Here is a 25,979-nt window from a genome sequence, read left to right on the forward strand (position 1 = left end):
CAGGCGGTGACTCGCGGTAAGACTAAACCCTACAAATTACTGGAGACTTACGATGAATGATGCCATTTATCAACGGATTGAAAGTAACCCCTTATTCAGAGAACTGGTCAACAAGCGACAGCGTTTTGCCGCTTTTCTTTCACTGATCATGCTAGTGCTTTATGTCGGTTTTATTCTACTGATCGCTTTTGCGCCGAGCTGGTTAGGAACCCCTATCGCGCCGGGCTCCAGCATTACCCGCGGTATTCCTATTGGGGTGGGATTGATTGCGATTTCCTTCATTCTGACAGGCGTCTATGTGTATCGCGCTAACGGTGAATTTGATCGTCTGACCAAGCAGTTACTGGATGAGGTAAAGCAATGAAAATACGCTTTATGATGCTGTTCGGACTGTTGACGCTGCCAGTGCTTGCATGGGCAGCAGAGGCACTCACGGGGGATGTCCAGCGGCAGCCGTTGAATATTCAGGCCATCGTGATGTTTCTGCTGTTCGTCGGCGGTACGCTGTATATTACCTACTGGGCGTCGAAGAAAACCCGCTCACGTAGCGATTATTATACGGCTGGCGGAAATATCACCGGTTTCCAGAACGGGCTGGCGATTGCGGGTGACTACATGTCAGCCGCCTCCTTCCTCGGTATTTCCGCACTGGTCTATACCTCCGGCTACGACGGCCTGATCTACTCGCTCGGCTTTTTGGTCGGTTGGCCAATAATCCTGTTTCTGATCGCAGAGCGACTACGCAACCTCGGGCGTTACACCTTTGCTGACGTCGCATCATACCGTTTGCAACAGCGTCCAATCCGTAGCCTTTCCGCCTGCGGTTCTCTGGTGGTCGTGGCGTTGTATCTCATCGCACAGATGGTGGGCGCAGGGAAACTCATCGAACTGCTATTCGGTCTCAACTACCATGTGGCTGTGGTACTGGTTGGCATTCTGATGGTGATGTACGTGATGTTTGGTGGCATGCTCGCCACCACATGGGTACAGATTATTAAAGCCGTCCTGCTACTATTCGGCGCCACCTTTATGGCCGTCATGGTAATGAAATCCGTGGGTTTCAGCTTTGATGCACTTTTCAAACAGGCGATGGCGGTTCACCCGAAAGGCGCGGCGATCATGAGCCCCGGCGGGCTGGTTTCTGACCCGATATCCGCATTGTCTCTTGGGTTGGGGCTGATGTTTGGTACGGCCGGCCTGCCGCACATTCTGATGCGTTTTTTCACCGTCAGCGATGCCAAAGAAGCCCGGAAAAGCGTGTTCTACGCCACGGGGTTTATGGGCTATTTCTACTTCCTGACCTTCATCATCGGCTTCGGAGCCATCCTGTTGGTAAGTGGCAATCCTGCGTTTAAGGACGCGACGGGCGCACTCATCGGCGGGAATAACATGGCGGCAGTGCATTTAGCTGATGCGGTCGGCGGCAACTTCTTCCTCGGCTTTATCTCCGCTGTAGCCTTCGCCACCATTCTGGCCGTCGTCGCAGGGCTGACGCTGGCAGGTGCGTCTGCCGTCTCTCACGATCTCTATTCCAACGTGATTAAGAAAGGGAAGGCGACGGAGCGCGATGAGCTGAAAGTCTCGAAAATCACCGTACTGGTGCTGGGTGTCGTGGCGATTTCGCTCGGTATCCTATTTGAGAACCAGAATATCGCCTTCATGGTTGGGCTGGCGTTCTCCATCGCCGCCAGTTGTAACTTTCCAATCATTATCATCTCGATGTACTGGTCGAAGCTGACGACACGCGGTGCCATGATTGGTGGCTGGGCGGGACTGCTGACTGCCGTTATTCTGATGGTGCTGGGGCCGACGATCTGGGTGAAAATACTCGGTCACGCCACACCTATTTATCCTTACGATTATCCAGCGCTATTCTCCATGCTGGTCGCATTTATTGGTATTTGGTTCTTCTCCATCACCGATCGTTCCGAGACCGGACAGCAGGAACGCGCACGCTTCCATGCACAGTTTGTCCGCTCACAAACCGGCGTCGGTGCTTCAAAAGGCAGTTCCCACTGATACCTGCCTCTCTGGCCCGCATTTCGCGGGCCAGCTCTTCTCCGCAATCCAACGCTTCGCGTTGTTGAAAATCGCTCCTGCGATTTTTTATCGTGGGCTATCCCTGCCCACGCCCCTTCAGGCCAACGCTTTGCGTTGTTGAAAATCGCTCCTGCGATTTTTTATCGTGGGCTATCCCTGCCCACGCCCCTTCGGGCCAACGCTTTGCGTTGTTGAAAATCGCTCCTGCGATTTTTTGCGGGACGGATTCCCAATAGTAACCTGTAGGCTTTCCAGCGCTGCGCGATTCGCTATGGTGTCGGCATACACATCACAGGGAAGGGTGCAATGCAGCCTCACGATGCCATCTTCAAACAGTTCTTAAGCGATATTGATATCGCCAGAGATTTTCTTGCCGCTCATTTACCACCCGCTATTCAGCAACAGTGCGATTTCAGTACATTGCAGTTAGAGTCTGCATCGTTTATCGAAAACACATTACGTTCGCGTCTGTCAGACATGTTGTACTCACTGCAAACTCGCTCTGGTTCTGGGTATATCTATTGCGTCATAGAGCATCAAAGCCGCCCCGATAAGCTCATGCCTTTCCGGTTATTACGCTATTGCCTTGATGCGATGCAGCAGCATTTATCCCAAGGCCATCAGTCATTACCCGTGGTCATTCCACTTTTGTTCTATCACGGTAAACGTAGCCCTTATCCATATAGTTTACAGTGGCTAGATCATTTCACCGATCCAACGCTGGCTGCACAGGTTTACCACCATGCCTTTCCCCTGATAGACCTGACCGTTATTCCAGATGAAGAGATCAAAACGCACCGTCGTGCCGCGTTGCTGGAACTCGTGCAAAAGCATATCCGCACGCGGGATATGCTGGAATTGGCACATGACATCGGGTTATTATTTGAACACTGGAATCTGTCTTTGCCATTACGACACGCGCTGTTACTGTACGTTGCGAAAGTGGGTAATACCTCTGACATAGACAGGTTTATTGATTCAGTGGCAGAGCCCCTGTCAACGCATAAGGAGGATACAATGACCATTGCACAACAATTACACCAAAGGGGATTTGAACAAGGGATGCAGGCGGGGCTACAAGAAGGACTACAGGAAGGGATACAAGAAGGAATGAAAACCAGCGCGTTAAATATTGCCCGCCAATTGCTGCAAAGTGAGATGGAGCAAGAGTTAGTTCAACGCGTCACACAATTGTCCGATGAAGAGATGGCGCAACTGCTTCGCAGCGAGCAGAAGTAATTTTTGATCGTGGGCTATCCCTGCCCACGACCCTTTACGTCACTGATACTGAGTTTATTCCTCGCTTAACGTCACCACGTCATACATCACGCTACCGCCTTTTAATTGCAGTGTGATGGTGTTGTTGCCGTTTTTCAGGAGACGGGATGACACGGGGATACGCGCAACGTGATAACGACCGCTCTGTAGCGCACCACGATAGATAGTTTTGTCGTTCTCGTAAGTCAACGTCTCCAGCGTAGTGCCGTTGACCATGACCGCCAACTGTGGCGTGGACGGTTCACTCATGCCGCTATTGCTCGCCGCCGCCAGAGCGACATTCAGGAAATAGGTTTTCTTTTCAGGTTTTAGAGCAAAACGGATATCCCATTTTCCCGGCTTGGTCTGTGCGTAGTACCAGTCGTGCTGATAGTCGCTACGGCCAATATCGAACGTCAGATTTGCCGGAACCTCATGCTGCCAGCGGGTATTGCGCGCCTCGTTACCAAAGCGAAATTCGCTCGCCTGCCGGTTTGCCTGTCCAATCGCCCAGACAATCGGTTCAGCTTTTGGCAGTGTTATCACTGGTAGCACTTTCTTATCACCGGAAACGGACAGCGTTTGCTCTGCCAATACCCCTGGCTGCGTACCGCTGTTGGCGTACACGGTTAGATGGTAATTGCCCGGACGGACATGAGGAATAGCAAAATTTCCCTGTGAGTCTGTCGTTGCCTGATACGAATAACCGCGGGTCTGCATATCAAACGGCTCATCCAATGATGATGAAAGCACGACTGTGACTGGCTGCTGGCTAGCAACGCGTCCGCTAACCTGCGTGCGTTCAAACGCATAGCGGGAGTCGTTCACCCATTGGTACGGCCAACTCACCGTTTCCGTCAGCGCCTGACGCTGTGCATCCGCTAGCATCTGCTTGGTATCGCCCTGGTTAATGTAGAGCAGCCACGGTCCGTAGAATTTTTTCCAGCCCGGCGGGGCTTTCATATCCGGCGTACCAAAGTGCGAACCCGTCATATAGTTCAGAATGATCGCATCCTGATGCACCAGCAAATCCTGCTTGAGCGCATCGCCGGAGAAATACTCCCGATTGCCGTGAATCAGCCATGCCCCTACGCCGTTACCGAAAACGCCCCAGAAAGGCACGGCACGCATGTAGCCAGCGAAATCATATTTGGAATAAATGCTGCCATCAGGCAACCGCCAGGTTTCATCCTGCACCTTTGGTGAGGCCTCAAGCTCGCGATAAAGCAGCGGTTTGCCCTGACGAACGCCGCTGTAGAGGTGGTCTAACCGCGCAGGATCGAAGCGATAAACGTTACGCAGTTCACTGACGTTAACATCCTGACTTCCACTATTTTCCGCCACCACATAGCTATAAAGCCCGCTAACGCCACGCCGCATAATCAGGTGATATTCGAGCTTTAGCAGCCCACCGCGATCGTCAATATAGGCCACATGCGCCATGTCACGATCGTTACGCAACACCTCCACGCGCTCGGGGACGAAATCTTTGACGCCTTTAACGTAATAGTCGAGGTAAGCACTACGGGTTTTGCTCGGGTCACGTGCCGCACCGGACAAGTTGGTGACGATATTTTTACCCCCCGTCACCATGCTCACCGCGCTGCCATCCTCACCGAATGTGACTTTCAGCAAGCCATTATCCAGCACGGTATTCAAGCCCGAAACGGATAACGACACGGCATTATCCTGCGCACTATAGCCATAGGGTGCCAGCATGGCTCCCACCAACAACAAGACAGATCGCTTCACAGTCAGCCCTCTTGTGTTCCACTGGTTAGACAGAAACGTTTATCGCGATGGTTCAGGCTATTACCGCTTCAATATCGAGATACACGGGGCTACCACGGTGTGAGGTGTCCCTACGGGAACCTCATCACCGTGTTTCCCCTAATATCCAACATTAGATGTAGCCTGATATATCTAAAAATTTCTGCCATTTTAAATAGATAGGATAGAGATATCAGGAACAACATAATCGAGGAGTTAAGCGCCCTCCTTCACGCCACTGCCAGAAAAAACAACAATCTGGCAATAGCGGGAAGAAAGTCAGGATCGACATCGCAGAAATCAAAACTAATCAGAATGACAGCTCGCGGATTAGCACAGCGGATACCACTTTCCAGCCGCGAATCAATAGGCTTTGTGCTTCACCGTCCATCACCACCGTGCCACGCAGTACCTGCGGCTGAATGCGATAATCGGCAGGCAGGCTGAGCAATACACGATACACGGCCTGTTCAGGGTGCAGCTTGCGCTGTGCATCGCTCAGCGTGGCAATATCACCGCCATATACGGAGGCGAGTTCCGGTGCCGCATTCAGATCGCGGGTCGCGGTACTGGCGATTTCCACAATCGTGAGCGGCAACGATGAACGGCTGACATCCTGTAAATAAAACGTGCCTTTTGCACCAGTGCTGAGGCGCTGCCAGTCTTTCTCCGACACGAAGGCTTCCACCAGTCCACCGGTTGGTTTGGTCACCACCGCCAGCCACTCGCCCTGCCCCAGCCACTCGCCTGCTTCCAGCGGTGTCGCCATATCAGCCACTACGCCGTCTATCGGCGCACGCACCGTCAACTGCTCAGACTGGCGCTGTAATACCTGCAACTTTTGCAGTGCGGCTTCATGCTCCTGCTTCACGCGTTGGTGATCGCCTGCGGCTTCCTTGTTGAAAACCTGAAAAGTGCTTTGCCAGTTCAATGTCGCAATCTGGCGTTCAAGCTGTTGCCGTTCATGCGCCAATGCATCAGACGACAGCGTAAACAGCGTTTGCCCGGCATGCACAGGCTGACCAACCTGCACCTCAATGCGCTGAATCATCGCAGGCACGGGCATGTACAGGCTGCTTTGCTGTTCCGCCCGCAGCAGCGCAGGTGCATACACGCTACGCTGCCAGGGGATCATCAGCAAGATCAGAACCACTGCGCTCACCGCCAGCGTTGTCGTCATATTACGGTTCATACGGTAATCCTTACGGCGTTTACTCCATTCGCGTACTTCATTCACCACGGGCATCACCACGAAATAGCCGATTTCAATCGCAAAAAGCAGCATCCCCAATAGCTTGAACGCCATGTGGTAAACCAGAATCGCGATACCGGTAAACAGAAAGAAACGGTATATCCACACCGCAAAGGCATACCCCACCAGCGTGCGTTGCAGCCAACGGGGAAAGTGCTCCGGTGGCGCATCGCCTAAGCCGAAAAGCCATTCCCGCATCTTCCAGCGACCGATAGCAAAACCTCGGTTTTGCAGATTCGGTACCTGTAATCCATCAGAAAGCAGGAAATAGCCGTCGAAGCGCATCAGCGGGCTGAGATTAATCGCCAGTGTCATGATCCACGTCGTCGTCGCCAGCATAAATGCGGCGCTGCGCAACATACCGTCCGGCAAGAAGCTCCATGCCAACGTCGCCCACGCCGCCAACGCCAGTTCGGTCATCATACCCGCAGCACCAATCGCCATCCGCTGTCGGCGGCGGGTAAGCTTCCACGAACCGGACGTATCGGTGTACAGCACCGGCATCATCACCAGAAACGCAACCCCCATGGTGGCAACCCGCGCACCAAAGCGCTTACAGGTGTAGGCGTGACCGAACTCATGCAAAATCTTGGTAACGCACAGCGTCAGCCCTGCCAGCGCCGCCCCTTCCAGCGTGAAGAAATGTAGAAACGTGTGCTTGAACGTCTCCCACTGGCGTCCGGCGAGGAATAACCCCAACGCGGCCACCAGCAGCGTCAGTTTGAGAAAAGTACGACTGAAAAAGGGTTCAATCCACGGCAGGGTTGCCGCCAGAAAGCGATCCGGGTGCCATAAAGGAATGCGGAAGAACAGATAATTCTTTAGCAGCTTGCGCCAAATCGAAACACGCGATTGCTCTACCTGACGGGTAAACTGCGCCAGCGCGTCATCGCCGGAAACTCGCGTCAGGCTGTTAGCCTGCAAGAAACGGTTGAAGTACTGCACATCGCTGTCATCGAGCGTCAGTGCAGAAGTCTGGTTAATCTCGGCGACAATCTGCGCGGCGTTCCCCACCGACCAGCGCGATAACATCGCCATTTCTGCCCAGCCGATACGAAAATAGAGGCCACGCAGCGGATCTTCCAGTGTCCAACTGGGCGAACCGTCACGGTTAGCCGGCCCCGCGTGCAGGATCAGTTCATCGCGCAGCGGACTGAGTCCGGCGGCTGGCGTAGCCCCCTCGGCCATCGTTAGACACCTAACCAAACGCGCAGGGATGCCAGCGGTTTACGTAGCAGATAAACAAACAGCACCGTGCGTTTTCCGTATAGCTTAGCCGTGCCTTTCAGGCCCACCCGAAGCTGCGGATCATCCTGCGTAAAACGCGCGCGCAGCCGATAGGCCATCACATTATCCGGCGTCGGGGCGGCGCGATAGCCGATCTGTTCAAGTCGCGCTTCTTGTGCTGAATTCGGTGCCACATTGAGGAACAGGCGGACATCCGCGCCGTTTTCCAGCGCAATCGCATCCGCCGCAGGCAATTGGATCTCCAGTTCCACATCGTGTGGATCGGCGATCATCATGATACGTTCGCCGACCGCTACCGAGCGCCCAATCCAGTCACTGGCATCATCCAGAATCGCCACGCCGTCACGCGGGGAAACAAGCTGCATACGTTCCTGCTGACGTTGCAGAAAATCCATGTCGCTCTGCGCCTGTTCGCGGCGGCTTTGCAGCACGGCCAGACTGGCTTTACTGTTGGCATCAAACAACGCCTGTTGCTGTGCCTGACGGTATTGGGCATCGGCAGTCGCAAAAGCCTGCCGAGCCGATTCCAGCCGATTTTCCAGTTCGCGCACGTCCAGCCTCACCAGCGGTTGGTTAGCGCTAACGGTTTGATTGGGCCGAACCAGAATGTCATCCACCACGCCCGCGACAGGAGCGCGAACCATCACCGGACGATGGGCGACGATCTCCGCCGGAGCCAGCACCGACTGACGAACGGGGAGCAATAAGATCAGCACTAGCGCCACCAGCGCGGCAACAATCAGACGGCGTTTTTTCGGACTGGTTTTGACCTGACGACGGCGCACTTTACACAGGCTTAACCATGCATGTGCATAGGCGTCTGCCAGCTTTTCCAACAGGATGATTTCGGCAGGCAACCATGCGCTGTCCCGTGCTAACACCAGCACCAGCGGCGCATCACCTTGTGCCACGCGCAGCGGTAACCAGAGTAAAAATTCCGGCAGATGCTCCTGCCACAGTTGGCGATCGTCTGTGGGCAAATCCCGAAAACTGAGCGCCTGCGTTTGACGTCCTTCTTCCCGCCACTGCCGACACAGGCGGCTAAATTCGGTGCAAAACGGCGCATTGTGATCGAGCGAGGCCAGCCCAGACGCGGCCTGCAAACGCCGTTTATCGCAATCCCACAGCAGCGCCTGACGATATTTCACCAGATTGTGCGTTTCATTGACGATAAAAAACGCCAGTTCATCCAGCGTTTCTCGCGCTCTGGCGCGGCTTTGCAACTGTAACAGTTCGGCCAGCAGCACCAGCCGGGTATCCTGTTCAGTTTGTGCTGCGGTCGTGTTCCGTTCGGTCATGGTGACACGCTGCCTGCTGCTTCAGGCGGTACAATTTGCGCTACGCCGCTCATACCCGGCAGTAATCCAGCGGTGGATTGGGTTATCCGGCCAAAGACCTTCACCGACTGGCTAACCGGGTCGATGACCGACGAGAGGCGGCTGATTTCAGCCGGATAACTCAGGCCAGTTTCATCCAGCGTGACCTGAAAAGCACTGCCCTGCTTTAACCACACTAACCAACGCGACGGAACGATCATTTCCAGCTCGAACGCGCTGTCATCATAGATCGCCAGCAGTTCTTTGCCTTCCGGCACCGATTCCCAGCGCTTGACCTTGGTTTCCGTGACGCGACCAGAGAACGGCGCTTTAATGGCACAGCGTTGCAGCATCGCACGATTGACGCCGCTTTCCGCCTGCGCCATCGACACCGACGATCGTGCCTGATCGACATCCGACAGGCTGATCGAATTGAGCTTATCCAACCGATCGGCAATCGCCAGTTTCTTACGCGCGGCATTCTCTGCGGCGTTTGAATAATTCAGCTTCTCGCGCAGCACGGTGCAGTCAAACGTGAGCAGCGTATCGCCCTGCTTGAAGTGTTCGCCTTCTTTCACGGCAATATCCGTCACTTTTCCGGCAATTTCGCTGGATAACACGGTATAGCGCTGTGCGCTAAGCTGCACGCGAATGTCTCCCTGTGTCGCGGCCTGCCCCCATAGGGGCAGACTTAACGCACTGACCAGCAACAGCGGACGCATCATGCCGACAGCCATTAACGCGAGCCTCCCGCCTGTAAGGATTGCAGGTTATCCCACATATCGGTATTTACCACGCGGTAAGGTTTCCCCGCGTTAGCCACTGGCGTAACGGCAGCAGGCACGATAGGTTTCGTCACTGGCGCAGTAGAAACGGCCTTGGTGGAAGCCGTCGTGGTAGCAGGCACCGCCGGTGTTGGCAGGGACAGACGCGGCACTGCAACGCCGCCTTTCTCAAGATTTCCGGTGGTGCGGGCAATCGAACTGCTCAGCGCCGCCAGACTGACATCGTTCACATTATCCGGTAGCACGTCCAGCCCTGCCGCCTGATAGACTGCGCCCAGCGCATTTTGCACATCGGCAAAACTGCGATCGCGTGCGCGCGTGGTCAGAATGGTTTCCGTGCTAACGCGCACCTGTTCCATCTGCGTCTCAGCGCGATGTTGTACGCTGAGCGTAGTCTGATTGAGGATACCGCGCTGAATCCGCGCCAGTTCCTGATAACGACCAAACATCTGCGTACTCTGCTGATATTCCTGCCAGGCAACATTCACCTGCGTCAACACCGCCATACGCAGCGCCTGACGACGGACTTCTGCCAGATCTTCATTCGCCTGCCCGGCACGTTTCACCGATGACCATGACAACACGTTCAGCAGGTTACCGCTGACCTGAACGCCCGCGCTCGCCCACTGGCTATTGACCAGATAGCTGTTGCTGTCGCCGTTAATACCAGCAAACAGTGACACACCCGGCAGCAGACGCAACAGCGATTTACGCGTTTCCAGTACGCTGTTGCGTGCCAGATAGCTCTCTTCGCGTACTTCCGGGCGTTTCACCATCGAGAAATTTTCCAGATCGTCGAGCGAGTAGGCCATTTTTGGCGCAACCAGACTGCTTTCATTGGGCACGACGACATCGTATTTGCTGGACGGGGGCAGGTTCATCAACGCCGCCAGACGGGATTTCGCCACCACCAGATCGCTGTCGACGATTTCCAACTGACGCACCATCTCCAGCATATTTTTCTGGAAACGCAGCGCCTCAACCGGTGCCAGCAAACGCTGTTGTTCGGTCTGACGCGCGTATTCCAACGCCTGACGCGCCTGCGTCAGCGCAGTCGTCACTTCCGGCTGCAAGCGCTGCGCCGTTGCCGCTTCCCAATACGCGGTACGCACCTGACGGGTAATATCCGCCACTACGCGACGACGGCGTTCTTCCGCGGCCAGCGATTTGTTCGCCTGCACTTTGGCATTGAAATAGCTGATACCGAAGTCCAGCACATTCCAGCTCATCGTCAGATCGGCAGTACGCATGGTCTGATCCTGGCTGGTAGAGGATTCCAGCGATTGCCGACCTGTTGTGACCGACTGACTGCTAGAGCCCGCTACATTATCGCGCGTTTGCAACCCGGCGCGGGCGGTCAGTTTAGGTAACAACATGTCCAGATTCTGCACGCCTAACAGGTCATCTTCCATCGCCTGTTCCATCAACGCGACCCGCTGTTGCAGGTTATATTTCAGCGCACGGGCAATCGCCTCATCCAGCGTAATCGTACCGCGCACGGGTTCCTGATTAGCAAACATCTGCACTCTGTCACTCAATGCCTGTGCGGCCTGCTGCTCGACCGTGACAGGCTCTGGTTTGACGGCACAGCCGGCCAACCCCAGACAGGCGAGGGTTACCGCGATCCGTAATGCCCGGGAACCTGCGGTGCGTGGTGTAGCCTCGTGTTGAACATTCTGCTGCTGACTGTCGTGTTGCTGGCTATCCCAGACATTCGCTATGTGCTGATTCACCCGGGTTCTCCCCATATTCTATTTGTCTGTTCCCTTCATCTTGCAGGCGGTGGATTGATTACCGCCTGCAAGCGCCTGGGTTAATGGTTAAGTAAATAAAATCTCGTCTCAATATTCAGCCTGCAATGTGCTACGCACGCAGGCTGCTCAATTCACCGAGTGCTGCCAGCAGCGCATCTTGTTCCGGCTGATGCTGACGCAATTGCTCGGTAAAGGCGGTTTTCCCTGCTGGCGCTACTCGCTCCACATCCCTGTTGTCAGTGGCGTGGGATGGTAGTTGCATCGCACCACGGCCCGTCGCCATCGTAGCCCCCTCGCCCTGCCCAGTTTGCAGCGTGATCGGCACCGTCCGGCTGGTGCCATCTGCGGCTTGGGCTTTCAGCACCAGTTGAATTTGATTTACCTGCACTGCGCTGGCATCGGTAATGCTCACCACGCCGCTGCGAGCATCAAACTGTACCCACGCAGGTAGTGGACGCCCGTTCGCCAGTTGCAACGTCAGCGTGGCATTACCTTCACGCACGCTGAACATCCGTTGCGGCAAGCTAAAAGTGAGCGCACCAGAGGCATCGGGTTGTAATGCGCCCTGCACGCTACTGAACGCCGATTCCAATGCAGTTGCCTGACCGCGTACACTCAGGAACAGGTTGGAATCCGCCGGGGAGACTGTCGCGCCGTCGCGCACGGCAGTGTTAGCACGAGAAGAGAAGTTGACCTGCTCCAGCGTCGGCATCAATTGTGACATCACAGGATCGAGCACCCAAGGTGCATCCGACTGGCGTGCCGTATCAGCATCGCCTTGGCGCACCGCGTCGATGATGGTGTTAGTCGGTGACGGTTGTGTTTCAGAGCGGGACAGATCGGCGACAATCGCCCCCAGCGGCTGTTCACGTTCTCTTTCGCTCGCATCAGCGGGCAGGCTCACGCCCTGATGCACCAGAATTACTGGAGTCGCGGTGGTGGTGTTATCAGGCTCCGTCGGCGTGCCAGGATCAACTGGCGTTGAGGCTGCATTGATCGTCAGCGCCACATTCAGCGCCGTCGCGTTGCCCGCGCTGTCCGTAGCGGTAATCGTCAGGTTGAACGACCCCGCCGTTGACGGGGTGCCGCTGAGAGTACGGGTTGCGCTATCAAAGCGCACACCGTCTGGCAATCGCGTACTGTCAACGGTAAACGTCAGCACATCATTTTCAGGATCGGTAAACAGTGAATCCGGTAAGGTATAAGTCCAGCGAGTACCAACCTGTGCGACAGGCGGGGTAAATGCAGCACTATTTCCCACAGGCGCTTGATTCACACTGTCAGAAATCGTCACCGTCGTTTCATAAGGCGTGGAATCCTGTACTCCATCATTCAGTACCACGCGGAGTGCCACAGAGCTCTCATTAACCACGACCGTGCTGCGCCAACCTATCTGGCGCACAAGAGCAGTCGCCTCATCACGGGAAAGGCTGGCGGTAAACGTTACAGAGGCCCGACCATCAGCCTGACTCAACGTTGCCACAGGTTGTCCATCTTTACTGATAACGTTACCTGCGACGGTAAAACCGTTGCCAGCAATCAGCTCAAAACGATCGTTTGATGAAGGCGATTCGCTACGCTGAAACACAACCGACGCCCCACGGTAATCCCCTGCCCCGCCATCTGCGGCATCTAATTCCGCATCGCTGAGTGTCAATGTCGGTACTGCCGCTACCGCAGATCCTCCATTGGTATAGAAAGCACTTAGCGGAGTCTGGTGCAGAACCACCAGAGAATTGGCAAGGATGATGAGCTCACCTCGTGGTGATACCGCAATTTTCTGGGCATTCGCCAGATTATTCTGGGCATCAATACGTTCCAACGTGTCTGCCGAATAATAAGCCAGAGAACCATCGGATAAGGCGACATACAGCGTTTTATCATCCGCTGACAGTGAAATGTCTTCCACCGTCGCGGTGCCACTGATGGTGCCCAAATGCGTTAACGTCCCGGCAGCATTGAGGCGGAAGGCATCTATCTTCAACGGATGGTTATTTACCGTGGTTTCCCCTTCCCATGTGGAGGAACTGGTTCGGCTATTCGCGATAAAGATCGTCTGCCCATCGGCACTGACAGATAAATGTTGCACATAGTCCAGATTCACGACCTTACCGGTGCTGTCCGTCTCCCCTGAATGGAGATTCGTCAGCGGGGTCAACTGACCTGTTTCACTATTACGTTGATAAACAATGAGGGATGAACCGTTGCTGGGGTTGGTAACCACATAAACTTTATCCCCCTGCGTGATGACTTCCGTCGGTGCCCAGAGATAAGGCGGTCTTGACATATCGTTATCGAGCGCTTGAATACGGGTAAGTGTACCGGTAGTCGTATCTCGTCCATAAACGATAACCGTCTCCCGATCCATCAGATACAGGCTTTTCCCATCATCCGACAGCGTAATCTGCGCCGCATCCCAGATCTGTTTCAGAGAGCTTTGCTCTGTCAGATTGCCTTCACTATCGAGTGTGAAGGTAACAATAATGCCTTCGCTGCTATTTCTTTGCAGAGCGTATAAATTTGCACCATCAGACGTCATTTGGAGTTGAATGACGCCGCTGGCAATAGCGCTCGTGCGCACGTGCGTCAACGTACCATCAGCATTGCGGCTAAACAGCGCAATGTGGCCTTGCCGGTCGGCAATATATACGCGACTACCGTCAGCAGACACCGCGCTATTCGTTGAACCTGTCAGACCAAATGCGGACAATTCCAGCGTCTGGAGCCGATCCAAATCGCCGAATGACAGAACAGGATCGGTATTTACGGCGGGAACATCATTAATCTGTGTGATGCCGATAAGTAAAGCGACATCCTGAGACACCAGATAGCGGTCGGATAATGTTACCGTCACCGCCACCTGCGCAGCAGGCACATGACTGTCGCTGGCGTAAGTAATCTGGCGCAGCGCGTTCTGCACGTCTTCCGTGGTCGGAATTGTGCTCGAATCCGCGTTGAAACGGATCGTCAACACACCATCTTGGTTAGTCACCTGACCAATGGTGACACCGTCTTTCTGGAGCGAATCACCCGATAACGTCAGGCCATTACCCGCATTGAAGCCAATCTTATCGAGCGCAGTTTTGCCGTCGCCCAGCGTCACCTTCAACGTCGCACCGTCATAGTTACCTTTGCCGCCGTTGAGTTTGTCCATCTGCGTATCGGATACCGTTACGTCAGGTGCCAACACAATAGGATCGGCGCGTTCGGTATACGTAGGCATCGTATCCGGCATCGTGATAGTCGGCGCGGTATTGGCTTCTGCCGCAGGTACCAGCGTCAGCGTAATCGCCTGCTTCAACGTGGTTTCCGGTGCGGTGCCGCTGTACTGATGTTCCTTAACCATCAGAGTAATGTGTCGCTCCCCGCTGGTATCACTCCCCAGATAGTTGTAACTGATACTATCAATCAGCGTCGCCGTCTCACTGCTCCCCCGCGATGCATAGAGTATTACCGTAGCTTTACCTTCACTATTCACGGACACGCTATACTGCATGTCATTGGCTGTGCGCGGTGCTCCGTTAGAAGGAACAAGCACAATCGTATTGCCTTCCACATTGATCGCTTCATTCGGCCCAGACTTATCGAACGTCAGCACTACCTGCCAAATATCTTGCCCGCTTTCGATGGTGTTGATATTGGTATCTTTAAACAGTTTGACGAACTCGCCGTTGCCCGGAATCTGTGGGTTCAGTACCGTGGTATTTAATTCTGCAGGATTATTTATGCCAATGAGATCGACAGTGATATCACTACTTGCCGTGTTGTTATCGCCATCATTAATACTGAAGGTGAATGTCGGCGACGATCCCGCCTGTTCAGGATCTTTGCTGCTGTTGAGATAGGTGATCTGGCGCAGAACATTCTGCGCATCGGCTTTGGTTGCCGCACCAATGAATTTAACGGTCAAGACGCCATTAACCTGCGTAAAGGTGGCGATCGCGGTGCCATTTTTGACGATATTGTCCCCATCCAGCGTTAAACCGTTACCCGGCTTAAGGCCAAAGATGTCTTCTTGTAACCCACCGTCTTGTCGGCCCACAGTAATGCTCGCGCGGTTATAGTTACCCTCACCATTATTTAACGCATCGAGCTGCGGATCGGACAAACGGCCAGAGGGCAGCAGCACCGTTGCATCATTACCTTCGGTATAGGTGGCACCAGCCGTACCAATATCCAACACATGGATCTTATCGCCGCCAATCAGATACAACTGCTTGCCATCGGCGCTCAGCTCCACGTTTCGCAGATCCGAGAAGAAAAGATCGATCGGGCTATCCCAACTGCCGCTAATCGTGTCCTTCCACGTCAGGCTACCGTCTTCGGCACGGGAGAAGACGGTGATGTTCTTACCGATCACAAACAGCGCCGTTCCATCAGCAGAAACCACAAGACCGGTTGCCAGCGCTTCACCGGTATCGCCCCCGTCATCGGTGATTGACGTTGTATCCGTAAGCGAGAGCGCACCATTGGCTCCCACCGTTATCGTATTGAGCGTGTACTGAATTCCATCAGCATTAATCGCATACAGCGTTTTGCCATCAGGCGATAGCGCAAGCCCATTGATGTAATACTCACCCGTTCCCGTAAGCTGGCTAGCCTGAGCCAACACGCCTTGGTCGCTAATACTGAACGCGGTAACGCCAACAGTACCGCCGGAACCGGATACGAACAGGTAACGCCCGGTAGGATCAAGCACCAGGCGGCTCGCACCGATCAAATCATCCGCCTGAGAAACCGATGTCAGCTTGCCGTCCGCTTCACGCTTAAACACCAGCACGCTGCGCTCGTCATTCTCGCCATTGGGCTGTGACGCCGTTATAAAGAGATAATCGCCCTGCGAAACAATATGGGAACGCACATCCAGCGAACGCCCCCCCAGCGCTGCCGCATCAAGGACACCTGCTTGCGTTAGTTGACCGTCACTACCAACGCGGAAAAAGGTCACCGCGTTGTCTTCACTGCCCACCACATACAGGTACTGCCCATCAGCAGACAGGAGCACATCTGACGCGCCGGCCAATCCGGCATTATCCACAATCTTATCGTTTTGCTCCGTCTCATTGTTGTAAACGGAGTGGTAATTAAAGAAGGTCTGCGATAGGGTAAATTTGCCTTCTTCGTTACGGATAAACACACTCAGCACCGCAGAACCACTATCTGGTGAACTCACGACATAGAGGGTTTTGCCATCCGCAGACAGTTGGCTGTCTTTTACCCCAACCAGCACATCACCAAAACTATTGGGATCGTAGCCATCAATCGCGTAATCATTTTTAAGGGAACTGGATTCGCCGCCAAGCGTTGGCATTTGCGTAGGATCGCCATCCACCGTCAGCGTGACATGACGCTCCGCGCTGCCACCATTGGTATCGGCAGCTTTTACTGTCAGCTCATATTGCCCTGCCTGACCGTTTTCCAGCATACCGCTGATGGTGAAGTTGGCGGCATCAAAACTTAGCCCTTCCGGCAGTCCCTCAACGGATAACACGAAGGGATCATTTTCTTTGTCACTAAACAGCGCATCGGGTAACGTCACCTCATAATGTGTACCCACCTGCGCGTTTCCTAGCGTCAGTTCTGTATCCGTTGCTTCCGGTGCGTTGTTAAGGATCAGCCCCATACTTAACGTGGCAGATTTATTGCCATCACCGATTTTAATGACCATATCGATGCGCGTCGGTACAGTTTCTGCACTATTACGGTACGTCACCTGCTGCAAAATCCTATTGGCAACCGTCTTAGAGATAGATGCTGTTACACTAACGGTGATCGTTCCTTCTGCGATCTTCACGTCAGCAATTTTGTTACCATTCAGCAGGAGAGAACCCTCTTCCAGCGTCAAATCTTGGCTTTCCGCCAGCCCAAATACATCGTCGGCAGAGACCCCGCCTGAACGTGTAATCGTGAGGGTAATCCCTTGATAATCACTCAGGCCATCCATGTCGATATCAGAAAATGCAATCCCCTGAGCAAAAGGTGTGCTGGCAGATACCGCGCTATAAGGGGCATAGACCAATGCACTGGATACCATCACCCCCGTATTAAAGTAGCGGGCACCGGTATACAACGATTTGCCATCTTCCGATAACGTCAGCGTCGTGACAGGACGCCCTGCCGCCAGCGTCCCAGTTTGCGTGAGCTTACCATCCGAACCAATCGCATAAACCGTCACGGCACCGTTATTACTGCCGACATACAGTGTCTTACCGTCCGCAGAGGCAGTCACGCCCCAGGGATTACTAAATGACCGAGCCTCAACCCGTTCGATGGCGTTCGTCGAACTATCGTAATGCAGCACCGTGAGTTGATTACCTACGTTGCTGGTAACCACGTAGATATACCCTTCATCCGTCACAGTGAAAGCAGAATTGGCGTGATTGAGTTCATTACTGGTAGCTAACGTTCCAGCAAATTTTTGAGTACCGCCACTGTCGGTATAGGTCAGCGTAACCCCATCACTACCGCGCACTAGTTGACCAGCATAGCTCAACGCACCGTTTGCTATCGTGGTGTAAATCGTTATCTTGCCGCTGTTACCCAATACATAAACGGTGCCGTTGGCATCAACAGATAAGCCAATGGGTGTTGTACCATCAACCTGAGTAAACGTTGCAGGATTGCTCAGTGTGCCGCTATCACCAATGGTGTAGTGGTACAACGTGCCCGCCGTGAGCGCATACAAACTTTTCCCATCATCCGAACGGGTCATCTTCAGCACATTGCCTGCCAGCCCGTCAACGCGGGCTGTCAGGCTTAACATGCCCGTGTTGGCATCTTTGCTGAACACCAGAACTTCCGAATTAGCACTCAGATAAACAGTGGAACCATCATCGGAGAAAACCGCCGCGCGTCCGATAAGCCCGCTGACCTCCGTCCCATTGCTCGCATCACCATCATCCGTTCCCGCCACGAGGCGCTGTAATAACGTTAATTTCCCTGTATCAGGGTCGCGCTGGTAGAGGCTTACCCGCGCATCGCCACCATAATTGGCGGCTGTTGTGCCAATCACCAATAGAGTGCGACCATCATCGGACAGCACAATACTGCTGACATGACTGTCATAACCGGTAAGTAAGCCGTCGGAGTAGTACAAATTAGGATCGACCGGGATATCGGTCTGGATGGTCGGTGCGTTGTTAATGGCTAACGTCAGTGTCGCGGCAACATTGAGGGTAGCTGTATCCTCGCCCTGTCCTGCTGCGCCGCCGTCATCGCGTACACTGACAAGCGTCACGGTACGGTTACCTGACGTCGCCTGTGTCGTCTCGTTGGTATAGGCCACATCGTTGATTAATGCCTGAGCCGCCGCTATCGTCATGCCCGTTGCATGATGAATCTCCAGCGTCCCACTGCCATCGTTTAACGCATAGGTGTAGGTATAGCCGCTTGCCGTTGTGCCTTCGCCAGACTTACTGAGGTCAATGCGTGTACCATCAATCACCAAAAATTCGTTAGCAGCCTGCTCTAACCCACCAACCTTTAGCGTGATATCGAGTATTTTTTGTCCCGCTTCACCCGCTGTAATCTGCGTGTTGGTGAACACATTGACCACTGTCGCCGTCGTGTCGTAGTTTGAGAGCGGTACCGCTTCCACTGCCAGTATCGGTGCGGTATTGGTTGTCACCAGCACCGCCAGCGTCACGGGTAGGCTATCGACTTTACCGTCGTTCGCCCGCAGGGACAGCGTCACCACGGAACCTCCCGCCACTGTATCGGTATTCTGGTAGGTGACCTGATGTAAAACCGCATTTGCCTCCGCCCGGCTTGTTCCAGGCAGAAACGCGATCGTCAGAATACCTCCGCTCTGGCTGAACGTGGCAATCGCGCGATCGCCCTGAAAGATTTGCCCGCTGTCCAGCCGCAGATCGCTAGTGTTGCTGAAACTAAAGATATCCTTGTCTGATGCACTACCATCACGAGAGACGATCAGTTGCATACCTCCGTAGTTTCCATTTCCCGCATTCAGAGCATCAAAATTGGCATCCGACAAGGTTATCCCGGAGGCGATCGCCGCATCCGAGCCACGGATTTGCGTCAATAACGTTGAATAACGGCTGACCCCCTCACCCGCAACGAGTAAAGAGCGACCATCCTGCGATAACGCGAGATCTCCGCCAGTGGTACTTCCTGCCGCCTGGCCCACCAATGTCAAAGCACCCGTTGATGAAACGGCGTAAATAGAAACCATGCCGTCTGTCGCCGCCGCATATAAACGCGTTCCCTCGGCATTGAGTACCAAACTGCCTATAGGAGGGGTGCTGAATGTATTAACCAGCGTCAGCGCATTATCAACCCCAACATGGTAGAGCGTAATATCGTTGGTTTTTGGATTCGCGATATAAACAGACTTCCCATCGACCGATGCCGCCATCGCGTAATCGACAGGATCTTGTCCCTTTATTCCAAGTGAAATACTTCCCAGCAGAGTCAATTTACCTACGCTATCACGCTGGTAGACTTGCAACTCATGATTGTCGTTAATTATCGCCCCGCTGTGCGCAATGTAGACATACTCGCCCGCTGTCGCGATCACACCATTACGATGACGAAGCGAATCAGTACGGGTTAACTCGCCCGTTTCAGTATTGCGCTGATAGACAAACACTTCACGACCGTAGCCGCCACTGGCATCCACATAAATCTGCGAGCCGTCATCGGCTATCGCTAACCCACCGTTCGACCCGGCTCCGACAGAAATCGTCGCAGTATGGCTGGGCGTGCCGTTCTGCAGGCTAAATTGCATCAGGTTGCCATTGCTCGATATGGTATAGAGCGACTTACCGTCTGCGCTAACCACCATATGATTAACATGCCCCAGGTTTTCAACCGTCAGGCTCTGTTTTTGCGTCAGATGTCCAGATTCACCCACGGTAAAGATGGTCAGCGTGTTATCCGAACCAGCAACGTAAGCTTGTTTACCATCAGCGGAATAGGCAACGTCCGTCCCAGTCGTTAATGACTCGGCTTCCAATAAGGTTTCGCCAGACACCACTGGTGCAACGTTAATTTTGCTATCGATAGTAATGGTAGCGTGAATATTGAGATCGGCAGTGTCAGCGCTCGTGCCGCCCTCATCGCTCAGGCTTTTCAGCGTCACAACCACATCGCCGCCGGCCACAGTGTTATTGAGTGGCTTATAGGCAATGCCGTCGATCAGCTTAGCAACGTCATTAGGCTCAAACGCTTCAGATGAAGCAATACTCACCGTGATGGTTGTCGTCGCACCACTCACCGCGACGGTATAACCGTATTGTCCGTCACCCGCTGTTGTTTTCGCGCCATTAACGGCTTCCAGCGTGATTTCAGTACCGTCGATGACGATTGCCTGATTTGCGCCCGTGCGGTTGACCGTAATCACGAGATCTTTCAGTTCCTGCCCGCCGTTATCCGCTGACACGCTAACGTCGCTAAACAGATCAATCGGTGTAAAGCTGTTGCTGGAATCGGTGATGGTGACCGTTTCCTTAGCTGGCGTGGCATCGACGCCGGGCGCAGTGTCCGTTGCCGCAACGTGCGTAATCACATCGGCGACCGTAGCCACAGCGGCGGCATCAAACATCATGCGCGGTTCCAATACCCACGCCTGACGCGGAGGACGCGTTAAGGCTGAACCAGATTTTGAGCGGGAAAAAGTCATCGTGTCATGTCCTGTAATAAAAGGGGCAAATCGCGTTATTCCTGGCTACCTTCAGCGGTTATTCAACCAGCCGAACATAGCCGCCCTCGGTCTCGATCTGGCTGGCGATGCGATCCAAACGTCGAATCAATTGATTCTCAACGCCCTCTGCGCCGAAGCCTGCACCATCGATAAAACTCATACGTTTTTCGCCCTCGGTGCAAACCAGCAGACCCGGCGTGGCTTCCCTATCGAACAGGTTGCGACCGAAGTCTTCCGGGTCGCCGGGGCGAATGCCGACAAAATAGAATTTGATGTTGCGCGCGCGGAAGCTGGAGCACAGATCGCGGAAGCGCTGTGCAGCAAAAGTCCGTGCGAGATCGTTACCAGTGCCGCCACGAAATTCGTTGCGATTGAAGTTGTAGCTGTCGGTGTCAAACCAGTCACCGATGGTGTTAGCCATCATCACAATCACCTTTTGCCCGTCGCCGTTGCCATCCAGATTGAAATCCAGCGGCAGCGTCGTATCGCCCCAACCGTCTGAACCGCGCATGTTTGGCGACAGCGCCGCCCCCGCCCACGACATGCCGATGGCGTAGTTCACGTTAAAACGGGCAGAAAATTGATCGATACGTTGATTCAGTTTGCTTGCTTCATTGGTCAGCGGCATCAGTGCCGCATTCGGGCACCCTTTATCCGCCACGATCCAGCGGGTATCCACCGCATCGTTATCGTCAAAATCGGGATTCGGGCCGCGCCAGGAGATAGGTGGCGCACCGGGGCTGCCGTTTTGTGGCAAATCATGGCGGTAGTAAACACGGAATTGGCCGACGGGCGGTTCATCCCAGAAGAAGTTTTCTTCTCGGCCTAGCCCACGGTACATGCACAGCAGATTGGCACGCCGATCGGGGAAACGGCGATCGGCCAAACTGCTCACCACGCCGCTGGCAAACAGCGAACGCAACTCCGGCGGGTTCAGTGCACCCGGTGCTGCCCAGCGCCGAATCCGGTTCGCATCTTCCGCATCGTACACATTGACCGATTGGCTGTACGGCACTAGCGACAACCACAGGTTGTCGCGTTTAGTGTCCGCGCTACCGAGAAGACGCTCAACAAACGAGTGACTGACACTTTTCAGCGAACGAATATCCCCCGCGCTCATATCCCCCGTCACCGGCATCACAAGGGCCACTTCCGTCGGGCGGTTGATGACTTCCGAGGTCGAGTACACTTCCTGCGCTCTCGCCCCCAAACTCAGCAAGCTGGGCTTGGTTGCAAAAGCCACGGTCACGGTATAGGTTTTACGCGTCGCGCTATTGCGCCCTTCCGTGACGGACACGTCGCCCGCCACCAGTTTTTCACTCAGGGCTTTATTCATCCCCAGATTGCTTTTGACGTATTCATACGCCAGCGTATTGATGTCTTCCTGACTGTATTCTTCGCCATTAATAGTGGCCTGATGCCCAACAGCCAACGCTGCGGCATCCGTCGCCCGCTTGATCTGCGTCGCATCGCCCGTTGCCGTTGAGGTATCGACAATGAAAGCCGCCGTCACCAACAGCGCCATCGCCCCCAGCGCATAGAATGCGGTGCCCGCGCCCTTTTCCTGATGAATAAAAGCAGAAAGGCGTTCACGCCAGAACAGAGTGATTCCGGTATCGTCTTTTTTTACACTTCTGTTCTGTAAGGTTTTTTTCATCAATTTCTATCCTGTGTACCTGGATTCAGCGCGTACTCACCCCGCCCATAAAACGGGAAAATAAAAACGACATTGTTCATAGTGATAGATTTATTATTCCGGCCTGGGATTACGGGTTCCGTTCGTCTTCTTCCAGCCCGGCTTCTTTTCTGAGTTTCTCATCCAGCGTCACCACGCCAATAGCCACTCGGTTGATGGATGAAGCATGCAACATGCCGCCCAGCGACAAGCCCCCCAACAACCCAACATCTTTTCCCTCACGGCAAATTTCGACCACCATCATAGAGGTATTCTTATTGCCTTCTTCTCGATCTCTTTCCGGCAATTCAGGCGTATATTCTTCGCCTGGCAGCGTTTCGCTTTCGGCGCAGAGTGCCGCCGCCGTCCCTCGGCTCAATTGCCAATACAGTTCGCCGGTCTGACGCACATTACTGATTAACAACTGGTAATTGCCTGTGCCTTCCTTTGGTAACACCGTATCGAGCAAGCCTTGTAGACCCTGCTCATCCAGCGCCTGCTGCATCGCTAATATCGAGGCAATGGCACCCACACGCTGTTCCATTCGCGTCCGCTCCAGCCCAACGGTGTAGATATCCGCACACAGCGAACCTATCGCCAGCACAATCGGAAATGCCAGCGCCGTTTCTACCGCAGTAGAAGCACGGCGAGAAAACCAGAAGCCGCGGAGTCGACTCAGGAAGCGACTGATGTTCAACCAACGACGGCGTTTCAATAAGCGCTCAGTCATTACGCAGTTCCGTCCCGAACACATGTTTGTACTGATAGCGGAAGGTGTCCCCCAGCGTTAACACCTCCGGCAGCGGCGTAATAAACGCCTTTTTGATCTGCACCGTCACCGACCACACAGGCAACGTCGTGGTTGGCTCACTATCGGGATCGTCCTGGCTGCTATTTCCGTTTGTTAACCCGCCAAGCTGAGTCAGATTGTCGAAGTGCAACACGCTGACGGTTAAATCGTCTTCCTTGAGGTAGCCGTAACCGGCTTCAACCATGCGCGCCTTCAGCCGTGTTCCCATCTGTTCCGCACTGTCCGATACGAGGTTATCAAGACGGAAAGTCTGTACGGATTTATCCAGCGCAGCGCTTCCGACGGCGATCACCAGCCCGATACGCGCCAGTTCGAACAGCATCATCACGCCAACCAGCACCACTGGCACCAGAAACGCCACTTCCGTCGCGATCACACCGCATGTGCTACGCCAGTTGCGGTCATGGCGCGGTACAATGCCTCGTACCATGCCTTGCACGATGCCTGCATCACGCCACGGGGAACGACGGTGAAGCCACGCCATTACTCAGGCGAACTCAATTGCAGGCGTTGACGACTGGATAGCAGCAGCGCTTCGCCACGAGATTTATCCTGCTGTATCTGCAGTAAACGCTGATTCAACTCATCGATCAGTCCATCAATACGCTGCGGCTGGGCAATAGTCGCCAGCACCGCGCGTGCCTCATCGTTTCTGCCGCCAGAAAGGTAGGCCAGCGCCAGATTCAGCCTGCCGGTTGCGTTACTGCCATCCACCGAACGCAGCAGGGAAATCGCTTTGTCCGCATTGCCACTTGCCAACCATGAGAGCGCCAGATTGTTAAGCGCCGCGATATCCGCCGGGTTCACCTGTAGCGCTTTTTCAAACAATTGACGCGCCTCTGCATGCTTGCCTGATGCATCCATCACCACGCCCATACCATTGAGTGCACCCGCGTCATTCGGCTGTGCTTTCAGCGCACAGGAAAAGTCGTTTTGCGCCATCGTATTACGTCCCAATGCCAACTGCGCACGCCCCATACCCAGACACACCGCCAGCGCTTCTTCCGGCGTCATTTTGTTGGTATCACCGCCTAGCGCCTGACGTGCCCGTCCGTACAATTCCAGCGTTTGCTGCGGCGAACGTGCTAACGCAGCCACGCTGGCATACTCCAGCATCTCTGCCCCTTTCAGTGCATCACGGCTGTCGAGACGCGCATACACTTCCGTCGCTGCTTCAACACGCCCTTGATCGCGCAGCAGGCGTGCCAAACGCAGGCCCTCATCCTTGCTGCCCTTAATCGCCGTCGAGCTACTGCATCCCACCAGCACGGTACTGACGATCAGCAGTGCCAGCATGGGCGCGCCGCGCTTGAGTTTTGCTACCAGATCGACCATTTTCGATAACTCCATCGGTTGTAACCCTAGTGATTTCCGATTCATACCGGGAATCGATGCTTTTAAGTCTATGTTTTGAAAATAATATGTTTTAAAAATAAAACGTTATTGCGCCAACAGGCGAATCACTCGTACCAATGCAGGCGACGCCATAATGGCAATAATCGGTGGCAGGATCAGCGCCATCAACGGCACGCTCAGTTGCGCAGGTAATTTCCCCGCCTTCTCTTCCAGCCCTAAAATCAGCGTCTTGCGGCTTTCATCCGCAATGGTACGCAGCGCCTGAGACAGCGGCGTACCGTAGCGTTCCGCCTGGATCAGCGTCGCGACCATACTTTCGATCTCACTAACCCGGGTACGCTCCGCCAGATGCCTCATCGCCAGTGTACGATCCGACAGGATCTGCAATTCGGCCGCGGTGTAGTGCAGTTCATCCGCCATTTCCGGCGACGATAGTCCCAACTCCTTTGACACCACCTGCAATACACGCCCGATAGGCAAACCGGCTTCGGCACAGACCACCATCAGGTCCAGTGCATCCGGCACCGCACGCGCCAGCTTTTCGCCTCGGCTTGCCGCACGCCACTTTAGCCACCACTCCGGCACCATCGAGCCAACAAAGAAGCCAATGAGCCCCGCCGCGACCCCCGTCAGGCCAGCACGGTCAGCAGGCGGTAGCCATCCCCACACCAAAGCGATAGCAAGCAGCGCCCCAGCGGCAAATTTCCCCATCACCAGCCAGCCCACCGCTTCGTTACGGCGGAGACCAGCCAGATCCAGCAGGCGACGCAGATTGCGACGATCGCGATCCGATCCCGACAGGCGCTCGCCCTGTATAGCAAGGGGCTGCAACAGCTTTTCCAACAGGGGGGATAATGCAGTTCCCTGGCCTCTCAGGATGTTTTCCTGAGAGGCCGCCTCTATAGAGGCCGTGGGCAAGTGCCCGCGCATGCGAATTTCCAACTGCTTGTATTGCTGCGTTTTATGGTGCGCACGGGCCAGATAAATGCCAGCCACCATCAGCACGAGCGCCAGCAGCAGTAAGGGATCGTCAAAAACAGTCATGAGTGGCTCA

Annotated in this window: 14 protein-coding genes; 3 read left to right on the top strand and 11 right to left on the bottom strand. The window is 54.4% G+C overall.

Features of this window, described 5'->3' with window-relative positions:
- Nucleotides 1-52 precede the first annotated feature (52 nt).
- The 3 genes from A8F97_RS14370 to A8F97_RS14380 all read left to right on the top strand — a co-directional run bounded on the left by A8F97_RS14370 (nt 53) and on the right by A8F97_RS14380 (nt 3,279).
- A complete protein-coding gene (locus A8F97_RS14370; RefSeq protein ID WP_005971729.1) occupies nt 53-364 on the top strand; it encodes a DUF485 domain-containing protein in 312 nt (103 codons plus the stop codon).
- The gene (actP, locus tag A8F97_RS14375) at nt 361-2,019 is read left to right on the top strand and encodes a cation/acetate symporter ActP (protein ID WP_012822639.1); all 1,659 of its coding nucleotides are present in this window, start codon (nt 361-363) and stop codon (nt 2,017-2,019) included. The genes A8F97_RS14370 and actP overlap by 4 nt, the downstream gene beginning before the upstream one ends.
- A gap of 327 nt (nt 2,020-2,346) precedes the next feature.
- The gene (locus A8F97_RS14380; RefSeq protein WP_033070935.1) at nt 2,347-3,279 is read left to right on the top strand and encodes an Rpn family recombination-promoting nuclease/putative transposase; all 933 of its coding nucleotides are present in this window, start codon (nt 2,347-2,349) and stop codon (nt 3,277-3,279) included.
- Between the two features lie 54 nt (nt 3,280-3,333).
- On the opposite strand, the gene A8F97_RS14385 is transcribed toward A8F97_RS14380, so the two are convergent.
- The 11 genes from A8F97_RS14385 to A8F97_RS14435 all read right to left on the bottom strand — a co-directional run bounded on the left by A8F97_RS14385 (nt 3,334) and on the right by A8F97_RS14435 (nt 25,969).
- A complete protein-coding gene (locus A8F97_RS14385) occupies nt 3,334-5,049 on the bottom strand; it encodes a polysaccharide lyase family protein (RefSeq protein WP_033070934.1) in 1,716 nt (571 codons plus the stop codon).
- Nucleotides 5,050-5,377: 328 nt separating this feature from the next.
- On the bottom strand, nt 5,378-7,507 hold the full coding sequence (locus tag A8F97_RS14390) for a site-2 protease family protein (RefSeq protein WP_033070933.1): 2,130 nt from the start codon (nt 7,505-7,507) through the stop codon (nt 5,378-5,380).
- Between the two features lie 2 nt (nt 7,508-7,509).
- Complete coding sequence (locus tag A8F97_RS14395; RefSeq protein ID WP_033070932.1) at nt 7,510-8,865, bottom strand: efflux RND transporter periplasmic adaptor subunit; 1,356 nt, start codon at nt 8,863-8,865, stop codon at nt 7,510-7,512.
- Complete coding sequence (locus A8F97_RS14400; RefSeq protein WP_012822634.1) at nt 8,862-9,620, bottom strand: efflux RND transporter periplasmic adaptor subunit; 759 nt, start codon at nt 9,618-9,620, stop codon at nt 8,862-8,864. The genes A8F97_RS14395 and A8F97_RS14400 overlap by 4 nt, the downstream gene beginning before the upstream one ends.
- Nucleotides 9,620-11,401 (bottom strand): TolC family protein, encoded by a 1,782-nt coding sequence (locus A8F97_RS14405; RefSeq protein ID WP_033070931.1) that lies wholly within the window; start codon nt 11,399-11,401, stop codon nt 9,620-9,622. The genes A8F97_RS14400 and A8F97_RS14405 overlap by 1 nt, the downstream gene beginning before the upstream one ends.
- 130 nt (nt 11,402-11,531) lie before the next feature.
- Entirely contained in the window at nt 11,532-21,062 is a 9,531-nt protein-coding gene (locus tag A8F97_RS14410) for a beta-propeller fold lactonase family protein (RefSeq protein ID WP_033070930.1), read from the bottom strand.
- A gap of 58 nt (nt 21,063-21,120) precedes the next feature.
- Nucleotides 21,121-22,740 (bottom strand): Tad domain-containing protein, encoded by a 1,620-nt coding sequence (locus A8F97_RS14415; protein WP_012822631.1) that lies wholly within the window; start codon nt 22,738-22,740, stop codon nt 21,121-21,123.
- A gap of 109 nt (nt 22,741-22,849) precedes the next feature.
- Nucleotides 22,850-23,488, bottom strand: a complete 639-nt coding sequence (locus tag A8F97_RS14420) for a TadE/TadG family type IV pilus assembly protein (RefSeq protein WP_012822630.1) — start codon at nt 23,486-23,488, stop codon at nt 22,850-22,852.
- Entirely contained in the window at nt 23,481-24,053 is a 573-nt protein-coding gene (locus A8F97_RS14425; RefSeq protein WP_033070929.1) for a hypothetical protein, read from the bottom strand. Before A8F97_RS14425 ends, A8F97_RS14420 begins: the two co-directional genes overlap by 8 nt.
- Entirely contained in the window at nt 24,053-24,904 is an 852-nt protein-coding gene (locus tag A8F97_RS14430) for a tetratricopeptide repeat protein (RefSeq protein ID WP_012822628.1), read from the bottom strand. Before A8F97_RS14430 ends, A8F97_RS14425 begins: the two co-directional genes overlap by 1 nt.
- Nucleotides 24,905-25,009: 105 nt before the next feature.
- Entirely contained in the window at nt 25,010-25,969 is a 960-nt protein-coding gene (locus A8F97_RS14435) for a type II secretion system F family protein (protein WP_033070928.1), read from the bottom strand.
- Nucleotides 25,970-25,979: the final 10 nt, after the last annotated feature.

It is taken from the genome of Pectobacterium parmentieri (assembly GCF_001742145.1).
In the GTDB taxonomy this organism is placed as follows: Bacteria; Pseudomonadota; Gammaproteobacteria; order Enterobacterales; family Enterobacteriaceae; genus Pectobacterium; species Pectobacterium parmentieri.

Bases quoted from the DNA above. Each gene is read 5' to 3' on its own strand.
- A8F97_RS14420 (WP_012822630.1), bottom strand. From the start codon at position 23,488: ATGACTGAGCGCTTATTGAAACGCCGTCGTTGGTTGAACATCAGTCGC.
- A8F97_RS14390 (WP_033070933.1), bottom strand. From the start codon at position 7,507: ATGGCCGAGGGGGCTACGCCAGCCGCCGGACTCAGTCCGCTGCGCGAT.
- A8F97_RS14410 (WP_033070930.1), bottom strand. From the start codon at position 21,062: ATGACTTTTTCCCGCTCAAAATCTGGTTCAGCCTTAACGCGTCCTCCG.
- A8F97_RS14430 (WP_012822628.1), bottom strand. From the start codon at position 24,904: ATGGTCGATCTGGTAGCAAAACTCAAGCGCGGCGCGCCCATGCTGGCA.
- A8F97_RS14435 (WP_033070928.1), bottom strand. From the start codon at position 25,969: ATGACTGTTTTTGACGATCCCTTACTGCTGCTGGCGCTCGTGCTGATG.
- A8F97_RS14370 (WP_005971729.1), top strand. From the start codon at position 53: ATGAATGATGCCATTTATCAACGGATTGAAAGTAACCCCTTATTCAGA.
- A8F97_RS14395 (WP_033070932.1), bottom strand. From the start codon at position 8,865: ATGACCGAACGGAACACGACCGCAGCACAAACTGAACAGGATACCCGG.
- A8F97_RS14415 (WP_012822631.1), bottom strand. From the start codon at position 22,740: ATGAAAAAAACCTTACAGAACAGAAGTGTAAAAAAAGACGATACCGGA.
- actP (WP_012822639.1), top strand. From the start codon at position 361: ATGAAAATACGCTTTATGATGCTGTTCGGACTGTTGACGCTGCCAGTG.
- A8F97_RS14400 (WP_012822634.1), bottom strand. From the start codon at position 9,620: ATGGCTGTCGGCATGATGCGTCCGCTGTTGCTGGTCAGTGCGTTAAGT.
- A8F97_RS14425 (WP_033070929.1), bottom strand. From the start codon at position 24,053: ATGGCGTGGCTTCACCGTCGTTCCCCGTGGCGTGATGCAGGCATCGTG.
- A8F97_RS14380 (WP_033070935.1), top strand. From the start codon at position 2,347: ATGCAGCCTCACGATGCCATCTTCAAACAGTTCTTAAGCGATATTGAT.